This is a genomic window from Mucilaginibacter lappiensis, assembly GCF_050433765.1.
GTDB lineage: Bacteria > Bacteroidota > Bacteroidia > Sphingobacteriales > Sphingobacteriaceae > Mucilaginibacter > Mucilaginibacter lappiensis_A.
Genome location: NZ_JBNPWP010000003.1, coordinates 576,549 through 593,556 on the forward strand (window position 1 = coordinate 576,549; position 17,008 = coordinate 593,556).

Consider the following 17,008-nt stretch of genomic DNA (forward strand, 5'->3'; position numbering starts at 1 on the left):
AGTATGAAAAAAAAGGCTTTATTATTTATGCTGTTTATCGCGGTTGTTTTACATAATAGCTGTAAGAACGATAAACCAAAGCAACCGGTACTAACCAGTATGGATATCACCAAAGTGATAAACCAGATGACCGAAATTATGGTACATGATGTAACTAACCCACCTTTGGCGGCGCGCTTTTTTTCGTATACCTGCCTTGCCGGATATGAAGTTATAGCAGAAAACGACAAAACAGTGAAAAGCATGCATGGTGTTTTAAATGAATACCCGGTTATCAAAAAACCAGGGTTCGCACGCGGATATGCCTATCAACTAAGCGCTTTAATAGCCATGATGGAAACAGCAGGAAAACTGCAGCCATCAGGTAGTTTATTGATCAAATACGAACAGCAGTTTTTGGATTCGTGTAAAAAAATAGGTTTTACCGATGAAGTTATTGATAGCTCCAAACATTATGCACAGGCTATTAGTAAGCAAATACTTGCCTACGTTAAAAAAGATAAATACAACAAGATCAGTAATTATACGAGGTATACTCCACTTGGAAAAGACAGCACCTGGTATCCAACACCGCCTGCTTATATGGCACCGGTTGAGCCATATTTTAATACCATACGTCCGTTAACGCTCGATTCTTCCTCGCAGTTTCTGCCCGATCCGCCTATACCTTTTTCGGTTGATAAGCAATCCGCTTTTTATAAATTCATGATAATGAACTATAAGGCAAGCGGAACAGGGTTAACAGCTGAACAACGCACCATAGCTGGTTTTTGGGATTGCAATCCATTTGCTGTACAGGATAACGGGCATATGTTGGTGGGCTTAAAAAAGATTTCACCGGGAGCACATTGGATGGGAATTACAGGTATAGCCTGCCGGCAGGCTAAAACCGGGTTTTCAAAAGCCCTTGAAATTCATACCGTAGTAGCCATAGGGTTATTAGATGGCTTTATATGCTGCTGGGATGATAAATACCGAACAAACCGTATCCGCCCTGAAACAGCCATCCGCCGGTATATTGATGTTAACTGGAAGCCTTTATTACAAACACCCCCATTTCCTGAATATATCAGCGGTCATTCTGTAATATCATCAGCGTCTGCGGTTATTCTTACACACTACTTTGGAAACGATTTTCATTATACCGATAATGTGGAAGTAAAATATGGACTCAAACCGCGAAACTTTAATTCATTTAACCAGGCTGCTACCGAGGCTGGTATGTCACGCTTTTGGGGCGGTATTCACTTTAAGGATGCAATTGATAATGGTTTGATACAGGGTGTTAAAATTGGTGAATGGGTATTAAGCAAATACAAGGGTAAGGCAGGAGATCATTAATAAGGTAATCTGGCTTTACTTACAACCTAAGAGCTCAATTTTTAAGTATAGATATGCAAATTTTTTGAATAATATTTTAAGTTCATTTACATCATGCTTATCTTTCTAAAAATACAGCATTGATATAAGTTATAAAATGGCAGCAAAAGGAAGGACCAATTATGGTATGAAGTCCCTTGTACAGCAAATAACCAATTCCATTAAAAAGGATATAGATAAAGGCGTTTTTCGAAAAAATGAAAAACTATTATCCATCAATATTTATAGCAAACAATTTGGCGTAGCAAGAGATACCATTGAAAAAGCTTATATAAGACTTAAACAGGACGGTTATATTCATTCAGTTTCCGGAAAAGGGTACTTTGTTATTGGTAAACCTGATGTACGAATAAAGGTGCTGTTGCTATTCAATAAATTGAGTTCCTATAAAAAAACAGTTTATGACTCTATTGTAAATACCTTAGGAAACAAAGGAAAGGTTGATCTTCATATTCACCATTATAACCCGGCTTTGCTCGAAGAAAGTATTGATACCAATTTAGGAAATTATCATTATTATGTGGTGATGCCTCATTTTTTTGATCATGCTAATGAGCAGGAATATTTAAACGTTTTAAGAAAAATCCCGCCTGATCAATTAATATTATTGGATAAAGATATTCCCAAATTAAGTAAATGGTCGGCAGTATATCAGGATTTCAGAAATGATATTTATGGTGCATTAAATGCGGTTAAATATCTTATCATAAAATATGAAAGAGTTGTTATCATATATCCCTCTGACCGGCACCATCCACCTGAAATAAAAGATGGGGTTGCTCAGTTTTGCACGGAAAATGACAAAAAATTTGAAGTTGTTACGTCAATTAAACTTGATGAGCTCATAAAAGGAACTGTTTATATTGCACTCACTGAGCATGATCTGGCAGATCTGATTAAAGGGGTTAGAATTACCGGGAGTAAATTAGGAAAGGATATTGGTATTATCTCCTTTAATGAAACAGTATTTAAAGAGCTGTTAGATATTACCGTAATTTCAACCGACTTCGAAGAAATGGGCAGGAAAACAGCAGAACTGATGCTCCAGAACAGGGCGGCAATTATTAAAAATGAATTTAAAATTATTATCAGAAAATCGCTTTAACCGGCATCCTACAAAGACGATCTTAAGGTGAGGTAAAAAGGAACTTCATAACGGGCGGTAGTGCCATTTTTAATAATTTCTGCCGTCATTTCTCCCATCTTTTCAAAGTCCGTTGATATGGTTGTTAAACCGTTTAAAATGATTTTTTTAAGTGGGGTTTCATTATAAGATATCACACCTACATCTTTCCCTATCAGTAATTTGGTAGCCAGGATCCGTTCAATCAAAACAACAAGGTCATTTTCCATCAGGTTAATAAAAACCTCACCTTCGTTTATGGGTTCTCCCTGTATATCATGAACTACTTTATAAGTAAATGCATACTGAATGCAAAAGCTAAAGAAGCCCTTCAATATCTCACCTGGAAAATAAGTGTATTCAGGAAATATGATCTTTAATGTATGGTACTTGCTTAGCTGTGGCAGGGCTTGCTCCAGGGCCTGAAATATATCTTTTTCAAAATTTTCATATACAGCAGCAAAATCGCCTTTTACACCCGGCACCAGTTTATCAAGTATGATTAGTTTTTCTTTGGGCAGTGTATTAATTATGTCGTGTACATTTTCACCGCCATCCATAAAGTGGGGTAAAATTACATAGTGAGTGTAATCGTTATTTTTATTTTGAAGCAATTTTTTGAAAAACTCAAAGTCGTTATTATAGATATAAAAATCAATAGCTGCTTCATGTCCAAGGCCATCAACAATGGCATCATATACCAACTTTTTATGTGTGCTTAACTTATTAAATATTAAAAACACTTTAAATTGCTGATCGGCCTCCGTGTTTTTAATATAATACCCCTTACCCGGAACAGAACCAAGCAAGCCAATTGATTTTAAATGCTTATATGCTTTTTCGGCAGTATCACGTGATATTTCAAAGTTGAGATTTAACTCATTAATGGAAGGTAGCGTTTCATTAATAGTCAATTTTCCTTCGCGTACACTTTTAATAATGGAGTTGGCTAACTGAATATATTTAGGTGTGGATGAATAATAATCAATATATATGTAATCTAAAAATCGCGAAGACTTCATAATGTATCATTAAATTGGCTATCTGATTAACCGAAAATAAACTTAAAAGTAAATTTATTGGAACTAAAGGTAAAACTTTTCGGTAGTTAATCATGACACTACAGGATGGTTTGATAGGTAAAGCAGTCTTATTTTAGCGAAATGCAATAAGCTTGTTAAAAAAAGACCAACTTTTTAGTGACAAGCTCATACCAATTATAAAATACTGCATTTAATTAAATAAACATTTATATAATGGATCGCGTAGCATTTAAAATGAAACTTTTTCCCGGCTTTGAGCAGGAATACAAAAAACGTCATGATGAAATATGGCCTGAATTGTCAGCATTATTAAAGGAAACAGGAGTAAGTGAATACTCCATATTTCTGGACGAAGAAACCAATAACCTTATCGGCGTTTTAAAAGTAACCGACAAAGCGTTGCTGGATACCTTGCCTGCAAAGGCGCTTATGCAAAAATGGTGGGCTTATATGGGCGATATTATGGAAAGCAACGCTGATAATTCACCGGTAAGTACTCCGTTAAAAGAGGTTTTTTACTTGCCATAATTGAAATATAAACTGATACTGAATGTGTGATAGGCCAAAGTGCGCTGTTGTTGCCCTGTACATCAAAATTGATGCAAACGACTTTTTGAACGCTGTTTGTAAACTTTTTTTGCTGGTGTTTTTACTTGTTGGAGTTGATAGTGTTTATGGACAGTCTAACACACGGCTTTGGCATCATAAGGAACGTGAACTACGTTATCGACCTGATGGGCAGGATTTTGTAATCCTTAACGGTAAACATCGGTTTAACAGGGCGCTTTACGGCACCCATACCGCTTTTAGGGTAGAAACCGGTGATCTGCCTGAGTTTGCTCTTTACCTGCCCGGTATGGGCGGTAACCTTAAATTAGGACTAATAAAAGGCGATCAAAGTAAATGGCTCATCAACGCTGAATTTATTGAGGCACGTTATCATCCGGGTAGCATGATCTATAAGATCAAAGATGCCATGCTGGGCAAGAGCGGTATCCTCACTATCAAAGTACTTGCGGGTTCAACAGCCGAGAATATGCTGGTAAAGGCAAATTTTTCCAATTCCGATAAACAGGTTAAACTATTTTGGGCATTTGGAGGTGCTACGGGTAAAAAGTTTTCCAGGGATGGAGATATCGGCGCCGACCCTGAATCCAGTTTTTATATGCAGCCCGATTATTGCAAGGGAAATGATTTCTTGTTTAGTGGTCAGCGTTTTACACTCAATTTTAGCGGGAAAAGTTTAAGTGAGGCCGGACGTTATGAAAATGATCAGGTTAAATCAGCAGCACAGAAAGCTGAAATAACCTCCAAAAATGTGTTGTATGGGCTTTACCCGACATCGGCAAAAGTTCATTTGGTTGATGCCAATACACAAAGTTCCCCGCTGGCAATGCTTAACGCTAAGGCGGATGATAAACCTGTTATTGCCGGTTTAGTAGATGGAGTGCCTGATAAAAACCTGTTTTGGGTGATACAGAATGGGAAAAGTCTGGACAATGCTGATCCCGCAAAACTTTTTAATGAAGCGGAAGCCTATGTGAAAGAATTAGCCTCTCGGGTTGTTGTGCATACTCCAGACCCTTACATTAATACTATTGGTGGTACATTGAGCGTAGCAGCCGATGGTATTTGGGAAAGTCCTTCGTATATGCATGGAGCGGTGGCATGGCGAATGCGCCTGCCTGCCTGGCGTGGGCCGTATGTTGCAGACCCATTAGGCTGGCATGACAGGGCCTGGTCGCACTTTAGCAGTTATGCGCTATCCCAAATTACCGAACCTGCATTTGGGCCCGTTGTGGCCGATACTGCCCTGCACATAGTCCGCCAGCTGGAAAAACTGGGCACATCCATGTTCAGCAGCGGTTATATCAGTCGTAATCCGGGTGGGGATATACGCCCGCATCATTATGATATGAACCTGGTATATATGGATGAATTGCTTAATCATTTTAAATGGACTGGCAATTTGGATGAGGTTAAAAAAATGTGGCCGGTTATTGAGCGCCACCTGGCCTGGGAAAAAAGAAACTTTGATGCCGATGGCGACGGTTTGTACGATGCCTATTGTGCCATTTGGGCAAGTGATGCCCTGCAATATAGCGGCGGCGGAGTAACTCACTCATCAGCTTATAACTACCGGGCCAACAAAACAGCGGCTTATTTAGCAAGCCTTATAGGTGAAAATCCTATACCCTATGAGCAGGAAGCCAATAAAATATTAAAGGCTATTAATAAAACCTTATGGATGCCAGGCAAAGGCAGCTACGCAGAATATCAGGATCTGCTGGGCCTACGCCAGTTACATCCGTCTGCGGGCTTGTGGACTATTTATCACGCTATTGATTCTGATGTACCCGACGCTTTACAAACCTATCAGGCATTAAGATATGTGGATACAGAGATCCCTCATATTCCGATCGTAGCCAAAGGGTTATCAGGTAATGATTATTTGCTGTCTACCACCAATTGGTTGCCTTATGATTGGTCGCTTAATAATGTAGTGATGGCCGAAAATCTGCATACGGCTTTGGCCTATTGGCAGGGCAACCGACAGGAAGATGCTTTTACGCTCTGGAAAAGCGCGATACTGGAAAGCATGTACCTCGGTGCCAGCCCTGGTAATTTTCAACAGATCTCATTTTATGATGCCCATAGGGGAGAACTATACCGCGATTTTGCCGACCCTATAGGTATGGCAGCACGTTCACTGGTAGAGGGGTTATTCGGTATTAGGCCCGATTTATTAAAAGATACGCTAACCATCAAGCCCGGCTTACCACAAAGTTGGAGTTATGCCTCATTAACAGTACCGGATATAAAGTTTGATTTTAAACGTCAGGGGCAAACTGATACCTATAACATTAAACCATCTTTTAATAAAACAACATCATTGAAGTTTCAGATAGCAGCAAGATCAGTTTCTGTAAGATCAGTTATGCTAAATGGCCGCCCTATTAAATGGACAACGATTCCAGATGCAGTAGGCGGACCTGTTTTACAAATAGTAGCAGGTAAGCAAAAGTCCTATCAAATAAAAATAACATGGGGTTCGGAAAAACCACAGCCAGTATTGCCGGTAAAAATTTATGCTACCAAAAGTATATTTACTTCGGTATTCAACAAAGCAAAGGTTATTCAGATCAATGATCCTCAGCAAGTATTGGATCATCCGGTTATCACTGGGAAAAGTATAAAGGCAACGGTCGGTAATTCACTGGAAGATCACACCTTTTTTGTGAAGTTAAAGCAGGGCCGCTTTACCTGGTGGCAACCGGTAAATTTAAAAATAATGGTCCCTTTAACCATAATTGCTGATACACCGCAAAACAATAATCAATTGCGATTTAAAGTAATGAACAACAGTTCCAGAAGGAATATATCTATTACTGTTAATCCGGAACTGCAAGCGGCTTATCATTCAACTATAAACTTGCACGATGCAGAAACGTCAGCTTCTATAAATATTCCCGCAGCTTACCTTGTTCCAGGCGGCAATCATATCCGTTTATCAGATGGCCAAAATGTGATTGATACCAGTTTGGTAAACTGGAATATCACTAAGCAGCAGAATTGGCAATTCGAAACGATTGACCTGAAACCATACTTTAACGACAGACTTACACAGATCTTTAAAAATAAGTACCTGTTGCCCCGGCCGCAATCACCTACGTTGCAACTACCCTGGCAAGGTATAGGCAACTGGGCTTACCCACTGATAACAGCCAATATTGATGATAGCGGTTTGAAAAAATCTGCACAGGAAAATAAGGGTATTTTTAAACTGCCCAATCAAATACCTTTTGCCACACCAACAGATGATAGTAAGAACATCCTGTTCACCTCGCGCTGGGATAATTATCCCAAAGAAGCAAGCATTCCGTTAAGCGGACAAGCTGCACACGTTTATTTGCTCATGGCCGGTTCAACCAACCCCATGCAAACACGCATTACCAACGCGGTGGTCACTGTAAATTACCAGGATGGTACACAAGCGGTTTTAAATATCAAGAACCCCGAAAACTGGTGGCCCATAGAGCAGGATGATGATTACGACGATTTTGCTTTTAGTACCGGTGCCCCTAAACCATTACGGGTGTATTTTAAAACTGGTGAAGTAACCACTGATCAAACCAAATATATCAGCATAAAAGGCTACAGTAATAAAGGTATTGATGGCGGCGCCGGTATCATACTTGATCTGCCGCTTGATAATAAAAAACAGTTAAAGAACCTGCAATTAAAAACGCTGGCGAATGATGTGGTAGTAGGTTTAATGGGCATTACCCTGATGCGCTAACAGGCAAAGGAAAAATAGGGTGATTTGTGAAAAGCCCTTACGTGATGAATTTGTTACAATAAGAAGGCCTTTAATCAGGACGGTGCAGGACGCTGTTTGGGCGATCATGCTATAACTTTATCTATTATAAACCATAGCCCAATTATGGGCGGCCAAATAACAGATAAACAATATACATGATGATCAAGCCGACTTATAGGGTCTTATTGTCTTTTTTTTGTTCCTTGCTGTGCCTTGCTTTGCCGGCAGAGCTTTTGGCGCAGGCTGCAAAAACCAGTTTTAAGTTTGACTTTGGCAGCGGCAAGGCCGCCTTAGGTTATCAAAAAGTAAATCTGAATGATACATTTAATGATGCAAAAGGTTATGGCTTTGATTTTGGTTCAAAAGTAATTGCCGTAATCCTTGATAATAAAAAACTGCTTACGAGCGATTTTGTGACCAGTAATAAGCCATTTTATTTTTCGGTAAATGTGCCCGAGGGTAATTATAAAGTAACGCTGACTTTAGGGGATATTCATGGTAGCAGCAATACCACGGTACGTGCCGAGTCGCGCAGGCTGATGCTTGAAAAAGTTAAAACCGATAATGGCGCTACAAAAAAAGTAAGCTTTATTGTAAATATACGTAAGCCGGATATCAGCACAGGGGGTAAGATTGCCCTTAAGCCCCGTGAATTTGGAAAATATGACTGGGACAATAAGCTTAGTCTGGAATTTAGTGATACCAGGCCCTGTGTTGATGCCATAGAGATTGAAAAGGTAGATGATCAGGTAACTGTTTACCTGGCAGGTAACTCAACCGTGGTTGACCAGGATGATGAACCCTGGTGCTCATGGGGACAAATGATTACCCGGTTTTTTAAACCAGGTGTAGCCATTGCAAATTATGCCGAATCGGGTCTTTCCCTGGGCAGTTTTTTGAATAGCCACCGTTTGGATAAGATATTAAGTATCATTAAACCAAATGATTATCTTTTTATTGAGTTTGGGCATAATGATCAGAAAGAAAAAGGCCCCGAAGATGGTGCTTATAAATCATACACTGATCGCTTTAAGCTGTTCATCAGCAAAATAAGGACTAAAAATGCTATTCCGGTTATTGTAACCTCCACCAGTCGCCGTGCTTTTAATGATAGTGGTAAAGTAGTGAACACATTAGGTGATTATCCGGATGCAGCAAGAAAAATTGCCAAAGAGCAAAATGTGCCCCTGATAGATCTTAATGTAATGACGGCTAAATTTTATGAGGCTCTGGGTGATGAAGGTTCTAAAAAGGCTTTTGTATGGTACCCGGCAAATTCGTTTCCAAATCAGTCTAAAGCCCTGGCCGATAATACTCATTTTAATAGTTATGGAGCTTACGAAATTGCTAAATGCATTATAGAAGGCATCAGGAGCAACCACCTGAATATGGAGCGGTATATTATTGACGCGTCTCCTTTTGATCCATCTCATCCGGACCCTGCTGATACTTTCAGTTTACCAGCCAGCCCTAAAAACAGCGCTATAAAACCCGATGGTAATTAACGGAATGATATGAAAAAGATCGCTGTAATTTTCTTAGTCATTGCGGGATGCTGTTACGGCTCATTTGCACAGGTTATCGCCCTGCGCGATCTGGATAAATATATTAATACCGACCAATTAAAACCTTAATAACATGATGATAAGCAAAAAACTTACTTTATTAGCTTTCACCCTTTTGCAGGCAGGCTTGTTTAACGCAAATGCACAGGCAACCATGGAAACCGGGGGCACAAAACCCATGCCCGCTCAGTGGATCGATAAAGAAACCGGTCATAAAGTGGTACGCCTGGTGAACCGCGAAAACGAGAATGGGAGTTTTTATTTTAATAATACACCCTTTGTCCCCCAAAAAAAGAACGAGGGAGACCTGATGGTATTTTACGGTAAAACAGATAAAGGATCTCAGCTATTCACCGTTAATTTAAAAACACTGAAGACCGAACAGTTAACAAATCGTGAAAAGGTATCGGGCGAGATGGTTTGCGCTAAAACCAATGAGGCTTTCTATCAAAGCGGCGACAGTATATTTGCTGTAAATGTTAATACGCATAGAACCAGGTTCATTTACGCTTTTGCCCCCGACTTTAAAGGCAGGGTTGGTACCGTAAATGCCGACGGAACTTACATGGCCTGCGTTAAAGCTACCGGTGAGCAGGAGCGTGAGATACTTGCCAAATATCCTGAAAAACATGATTTCTTTAACCGAATATATGATGCGCATATACAACATACCTTATATGTGCTTGATGTTAAACACAAAACATTAAAACAAATTCACCAGGAAAACGAATGGACAAACCATTTGCTTTTTTCGCCAACAGACCCCAATAATTTATCTTATTGCCATGAGGGCCCCTGGGAAAAAGTAGACCGGATCTGGAACATCAATATAAAAACAGGCGACAACAAGTTGCTGCATAAGCGTACTATGGTAAATGAAATCGCGGGCCACGAGTTTTTTTCGCCGCTGGGAAATACTGAATGGTTTGATCTGCAGAAACCTAAGGGACAAACATTTTTCCTGGCCGGCATTAATATGAAAACAGGCAAGGAAGACCGCGTTTACCGGATGGACAGGAACGAATGGTCGATCCATTTCAACGTTACTAAGGATGAGCAAACGTTTGCGGGTGATGGCGGTAATTCAGGGCAGGTAGCTAAAGCGCCGGATGGTATGTGGATCTATCTTTTTAAACCTAATGGAGATCATTTTAAATCAGAGAAACTGGTCAATATGAAAAACCATAACTACCACCTGGAACCCAATGTGCATTTCTCCCCTGATGAAAAATGGGTTATCTTCAGAGCAAATTTTGAAGGTCATGAAGGGGTTTACGCGGTTGAAATTGCCAAACACTAATAGCTAAGATCTACATGTCAATACTCCATAAAAACTTTAAAATAGCGGTCGCATTAGCGCTTTTAATAGGTTCACAAACAGCCTCGGCGCAAGTTGCATGGCCGGTGGTTACCAAACAAACAAAACCCTGGGCCCGATGGTGGTGGGAAGGTAGCGCGGTAAACAAAAAGGACCTTACCTGGAATATGAATAGCTACCATGACGCTGGTTTAGGCGGAATGGAAATAACACCTATTTACGGCGTAAAAGGACACGAAAGCGAATTTATCCAGTATTTATCGCCCCAATGGGTTGATATGCTGAAATATACGTTACAGGAGGCCAAACGTTTGGATATGGGCATTGATCTGGCTAATGCTACCGGCTGGCCTTTTGGCGGGCCCTGGGTAACAGATCAGGATGCCAGCAAGGAACTGTTCTGGAAAAATTACGACCTTAAGGGCGGGGATAAGTTAAATGAAGCTGTTGTTTTTGTACAACAACCTTTAGTTCGCTCGGATGGTCAGGCGCCAAAGATCACCGATCTGGTTGAGCCTATCGGCAGTAATAAAAACCTGCAATTGATGGCTCTTGATCAGGTACGGTTTGAAAAGCGGATACCCTTAACTGTTTTAATGGCCTATGACGGCAAAGGACAAAGCCTAAACCTTACAGATAAGGTAGATGCTGACGGCAAATTAAACTGGACCGCACCGGCCGGTGACTGGAAACTGTATGCTCTTTTTCAGGGATGGCATGGTAAAATGGTGGAACGTGCTGCGCCCGGAGGCGAAGGTTACGCAATTGATCATTTTTCAAAACCGGCGCTTGTACATTATTTAGATAAGTTTGATCAGGCATTCAAAGGCCAGGACGTAAGTTCTATACGTGCCTATTTTAATGACTCGTACGAGGTGGATGATGCCCGTGGACAATCAAATTTTACCCCACAATTTTTTGATGAGTTTATTAAACGCAGGGGCTATGATCTGCGCGCCCACTTACCAGCTTTGTTTGGTAATGATAACAAAGAAAACAATAACAGGATCTTGTGCGATTACCGGGAAACCATATCTGATCTGTTGCTGGATAATTTTACCAAACCCTGGCACGAATGGGGTAAATCAAAAGGCGCTTTAATCCGTAATCAATCGCACGGATCGCCATCAAATATATTAGATCTGTACGCCGCTATTGATATTCCTGAAACGGAAGGAAACGATGTGTTGCGGTTTAAATTTGCTACTTCGGCAGCACATGTTACAGGCAAACCGTTGGCTTCATCAGAGTCTGCAACCTGGCTTAATGATCATTTTTTGTCGTCATTAGGCGATGTTAAACAGGCTATTGATAAGTATTTTGTAGGTGGTGTTAACCACATCTTTTACCATGGCATCAGCTATTCGCCAAAGGATGCCCCATGGCCCGGCTGGTTGTTTTATGCTGAGGTTCATTTTAACCAGACCAATCCGTTCTGGAATGATTTTTCGACCCTTAATCAATATATCACCAATTGCCAGTCGTTTTTACAACAAGGCAAGCCCGATAACGATGTATTGGTTTATTATCCTTTATTTGATAGCTTTTCGGAACCCGGTGACCGGGGTTTGCTGAAACATTATGATGCCATGAAGCCAGATTTCAAGGGTACAGGTTTTGAATCGTCTACCGAGGAAATGCTTAAAAAGGGTTACACATTTGATTTTATATCAGACAAGCAAATAATGGCGCTCCAAACCTCAGGCAACCATATAATTACAGGTGGACTTAATTATAAAACCATTCTGCTGCCTGATAGTAAGTACATTCCGCTGGAAACATTTAGTAAAATAATGGATATGGCAAAGGCCGGGGCTACAGTGGTGGTTTATAAAAACCTGCCATCAGAGGTGCCGGGATACGCCCGGTTGAATGAACGCGAAAAAGCATTTAAGGATTTACTGGCTGGGTTAAACTTTACAACCAGCGACAATGGGGTTAAAACAGCAGTGGTAGGTAAAGGTCATTTTTTAATTGCGGATGATATTGCGCCGTTGCTGGATGCAGCAGGAATAAACAGGGAGCGCATGACCGATGGTGGCTTACAATTTGTACGTCGTACTTATAAAAACGGTAACAGCTATTTCATCGCCAATAATAGTGATAAAGCAATTGACGGCTGGGTAGACTTATCGGTAGCTTCATCATCAGTGGTGGTGTTTGACCCGATGACTAAAAAATATGGCCTGGCAAAGAGCAGAAAACAGGGTAATAACCAAACCAGCGTTTACCTGCAGTTACAGCCGGGGCAAAGCTGCATTTTGCAAACATCGCCTTCAAAAGTTAGTGTAGCAAATTATACATATTATAAGGATGCAGATAAACCGGTGGATATAAATGGTACATGGACACTCTCGTTTACCGAAGGTGGCCCGACTTTGCCACAGCCGGTTAAAATCAATCAGCTTAAATCATGGACGGATTTGGGTGGCGGGGAGTTCAAAGCTTTCTCAGGAACCGGTAGCTATTCCATTAGTTTTAAAAAGCCAGCGCAAAATGCGGTGGCCTGGCAGCTGGATCTGGGGAAAGTGTGTGAAAACGCCGAAGTTTATCTGAACGGTAAAAAGCTCACTACGCTCATAGGTCCGCAGTATACAGTTACCATACCTTCAGGACAGTTAAGGTCGGTTAATCAGTTACAAATAAAGGTAGCCAACCTTATGGTGAACCGTATTATTGATATGGATAAGAAAAATGAACCTTATAGGATATTTTATAATACCAATTTGCAATCTCACAGCCCCAGCTCCAAGGGACCTGACGGCCTTTTTACAGCTATAAACTGGGAACCCAAACCATCAGGTTTGCTTGGGCCGGTTACGCTTAAACCTGTTAAATATTTACTTATAAAATAGCATTTATTGAGCTTTTATGCAGGAAAAGCGGTCTTTTTGACCGCTTTTTTTTGTATCCGAACGGCTGTGAAGCAGGACGCTACAGGACGGTGTTCTTGAAATTAACTTTTATGTTCGTATACACAATTATAATCTGACTGCACCAAACAGTTAAACCCCTAAAATTAATTTTATGAAAAGAATTTTTATTCATTCTTGTAAAATGCTATTGCTGATGCTTTTCTTTAACGCCACAGGCATTCATAGCGCATTTGCACAACAACTCAGTATCACGGGTACCATTACTGACAGTAAGCATCTCCCCGTTGCTGCGGCTTCCGTTCAATTAAAAGGCACAAAATCGGGTACTACGGCCGATATAGATGGCAAGTACAGTATTAAAGCTACTGCAGGACAAGTATTAGTGTTTAAATCAATTGGATTTGAAGCTAAAGAAGTTACAGTAGGCACGAGTACTGTGATTAATGTAAGCTTAGCAGAAGCCGAATCGCAGTTGAACGAAGTAGTGGTTATTGGTTATGGCGCCCAAAAAAGATCGAATGTAACCGGCGCAGTGGCTACTTTCAAAGCTGATAATCTGGATGAACGTGCTATAACCCGTGTTGACCAGGCACTTGTGGGCCAAATGGCCGGTGTAAGTGTTAAGCAAACCACGGGTGTACCGGGCAAGGCCTTTAGTGTTAGTGTACGTGGTAGCGGCTCTATAAGTGCTGGTAATGAGCCATTATATGTAATAGATGGCTTTCCCTTATCAGTATCTCCGATAGGTAGTGGTGGTAGCTTTGGCTCAGGGAACCCGCTGGATAATATTAATCCTAATGATATTGAAGATATCCAGGTTTTAAAGGATGCTGCCGCGGCTGCTATTTACGGTTCAAGGGCATCAAACGGTGTTGTTTTGATCACTACCAAAAAGGGAAAATCGGGCAAGGCTAAAATTACTTATAATGCTTATTACGGATACAACGCTGCAGCCAAATATTTACCCATGCTCAACGGCGACCAATGGATAGACCGCGCGACTGAAATGATCAATGCAGCCTACGTACTTAAATTTGGGGCACAGGGTGCAACCGCAAGTGATGACGTTGCAAAACGCCAGGCACTTAACGGCGGCGCTTTCAGTTCAGCGTACATGCTTGATCCAAGATGGGCCATGCCTGGCCATCCTGGGTTACAATATGTTAACTGGGAAAAAGCTATTGAACAAAATGGTGTTATGCAAAACCAGGCACTAAGTGCCAGCGGTGGTAATGAGTTTGTAAATTATTTTATTTCAGGAAATTATGCCAATCAGGATGGTTTTGTGAAAGGGTTGGGATATAAAGCTTACTCAGCCAGGGCCAATGTGGAAGTGCATGCTACCAAAAATTTAAAATTAGGTTTAAATATAGCGCCTACTTATTCCATAACTCAAGATCCGGGGGTAGAGGGCAAGGATAATATTTTTCATCAGGCCATTAGTTACAGTCCCATACAGGAGGACACTGTAGGCTTATACCCTAATGCTTTTAAAAATGGACAATATACCTGGGGTAATTCCGCAAACAGCCCTATAGCTAAATTAGAGAACAAAGTAGGGCAAACCAAAAAATACCGTACACTGGGTAGCATATTTGCAGAATACGAAATTATTAAAGGGTTAACATTAAGAAGTTCATTAAACCTGGATAATGTTGATAATGCTTCCAATAGCTATACGCCATACACTATTGCAGGTACATTGGCTTCCAGAACATTTAATGCTGCTACAAACTCTAATTTAACAGCCAACACTTCAGGGTCATATAGTACTTTTAAAAGACAAACATTTGTTAATGAAAATACCCTTACTTATAACACCACATTTAATTCAGTCCATAGTCTGAATGTATTAGTTGGACAATCCTACAACACAGATCGCTTAGATCAATCAACGCTATCGTCAGTTGGTGGGTACACCAGCAGTGTTATTCAAACCTTAAACGCGGCAGCCACTGTTACCGGTAATACAACCGGCACAAAAAGTGTTTTGGTATCTTACTTTAGCCGTGTGCAGTATGGGTTTAAGGATAAATATCTTTTATCCGCAAGTTTACGTGAAGATGGTTCTTCCAGATTTGGGGCCAATACCAAATATGGCGTATTCCCCTCAGCATCTATCGGGTGGAGAATTATACAGGAAAACTTCATGAAGAGCGTACCTGTTATTAGTGATTTAAAATTACGTTTTAGTTATGGTGTTAACGGTAATAACAGCATTGGCGATTATGGAAGTATTTCGCAAATAGGTTCCTATGGATATGTTTTAGGCTCGCCCCAGGCATTAGCTATCGGGCAGGCGCCAAGCAATCTGCCAAACCCCGACATTCAATGGGAAAAATCTCAAACTTATGATTTCGGGCTTGATTTCGGATTTTTTAGTAACCGTTTAACCGGCTCATTTGATTATTATAATAAGCTAAATACCGAGTTATTGCTGAATGTACCAATCCTGCAATCAACAGGCTTTAGCAGCCAGCTGCGTAATGCAGGTTCAGTACGTAATATTGGTCAGGAATTAGAGTTAACCAGTCATAATTTAGTTGGTAAAGTTCAATGGAACACCTCAATTAATATTAGTCATTATGCTAATAAGGTTGTAAGCCTTTACGGTAATCAAAAGCAAATTATTATTCCCAATTCATTTGACGTTTCCGATGCCATTTTACGTGTAGGCCAGCCGCTAAACAGTATTTATGTTGTAAAGCAAATTGGTTTCCTCACACAGGATGATATCAACAACCACGCGGCAACATATGGTACCGGCGAAACCGTTGGTGACCCTAAGTATCAGGATTTGAATGGTGACGGTGTAATAACCGAAGCTGATAAGCAAATTGTTGGTCATCCAAATCCTACTTACACCTGGGGTATCACCAATACCGTACGCTGGAAAGGTTTCGACCTGAGTGTTTTAGTTCAGGGCCAAAATGGGGGATCCATTTATTCCTTATTGGGTAGAGCTATCACTCGCACGGGTCAGGGCTTTACCGATAATGCCCCGGCATTCTATGACAAGCGTTGGAGGTCACCAGACAATCAGGGTGATGGACGCGTTAGTAAAGCTTACTCAACATTTGGTTTTGTGGCCAATACCGACTGGTTATATTCATCAGATTATGTGAGGGTTAGGAATATTACTTTGGGTTATGATCTGAAAAACGTTTTTAAAACAAAAGTTTTAGGGGCCGCACGTATTTATGTTACCGCCGAAAACTTCTTTGGTCATGACAAATATTATGGTGGTTTCAATCCTGAAGCACAAAACACGGCCATCAGTTCGGATAGTAATTACCCCGAAGCAGGCGACTATGGAGGTTTGCCATTGGCTAAATCATTGATCTTCGGTGTAAGTGTTACTTTTTAATTATTTCAACATTAT

9 protein-coding genes are annotated in these 17,008 nt (G+C 40.6%); 8 read left to right on the forward strand and 1 reads right to left on the reverse strand.

Going from position 1 to position 17,008, the window contains the following annotated elements; all coding sequences use genetic code 11:
- The first annotated feature begins 3 nt into the window (after positions 1–3).
- Together M2273_RS12435 and M2273_RS12440 are read left to right on the forward strand one after the other, a co-directional pair.
- Entirely contained in the window at positions 4–1,341 is a 1,338-nt protein-coding gene (locus tag M2273_RS12435; protein ID WP_429397206.1) for a vanadium-dependent haloperoxidase, read from the forward strand.
- 136 nt (positions 1,342–1,477) lie between these two features.
- Positions 1,478–2,485 (forward strand): GntR family transcriptional regulator, encoded by a 1,008-nt coding sequence (locus M2273_RS12440; protein WP_429397207.1) that lies wholly within the window; start codon positions 1,478–1,480, stop codon positions 2,483–2,485.
- A gap of 8 nt (positions 2,486–2,493) precedes the next feature.
- On the opposite strand, the gene M2273_RS12445 is transcribed toward M2273_RS12440, so the two are convergent.
- The gene (locus tag M2273_RS12445) at positions 2,494–3,525 is read right to left on the reverse strand and encodes a GntR family transcriptional regulator (RefSeq protein WP_429397210.1); all 1,032 of its coding nucleotides are present in this window, start codon (positions 3,523–3,525) and stop codon (positions 2,494–2,496) included.
- Positions 3,526–3,759: 234 nt separating this feature from the next.
- Here M2273_RS12445 and rhaM point away from each other — a divergent pair, with 234 nt between their 5' ends.
- The 6 genes from rhaM (at position 3,760) to M2273_RS12475 (ending at position 16,993) form a co-directional block, all read left to right on the forward strand.
- Positions 3,760–4,074 (forward strand): L-rhamnose mutarotase, encoded by a 315-nt coding sequence (gene rhaM, locus M2273_RS12450; RefSeq protein WP_429397211.1) that lies wholly within the window; start codon positions 3,760–3,762, stop codon positions 4,072–4,074.
- A gap of 22 nt (positions 4,075–4,096) precedes the next feature.
- A complete protein-coding gene (locus tag M2273_RS12455) occupies positions 4,097–7,846 on the forward strand; it encodes a DUF4450 domain-containing protein (protein WP_429397213.1) in 3,750 nt (1,249 codons plus the stop codon).
- A 176-nt stretch (positions 7,847–8,022) separates the two neighbouring features.
- Entirely contained in the window at positions 8,023–9,372 is a 1,350-nt protein-coding gene (locus M2273_RS12460) for a rhamnogalacturonan acetylesterase (RefSeq protein ID WP_429397215.1), read from the forward strand.
- A 133-nt stretch (positions 9,373–9,505) separates the two neighbouring features.
- Positions 9,506–10,732, forward strand: a complete 1,227-nt coding sequence (locus tag M2273_RS12465) for an oligogalacturonate lyase family protein (protein ID WP_429397217.1) — start codon at positions 9,506–9,508, stop codon at positions 10,730–10,732.
- Between the two features lie 14 nt (positions 10,733–10,746).
- Entirely contained in the window at positions 10,747–13,605 is a 2,859-nt protein-coding gene (locus tag M2273_RS12470) for a glycosyl hydrolase (RefSeq protein ID WP_429397219.1), read from the forward strand.
- A gap of 172 nt (positions 13,606–13,777) precedes the next feature.
- Complete coding sequence (locus tag M2273_RS12475) at positions 13,778–16,993, forward strand: SusC/RagA family TonB-linked outer membrane protein (protein WP_429397220.1); 3,216 nt, start codon at positions 13,778–13,780, stop codon at positions 16,991–16,993.
- Positions 16,994–17,008: the final 15 nt, after the last annotated feature.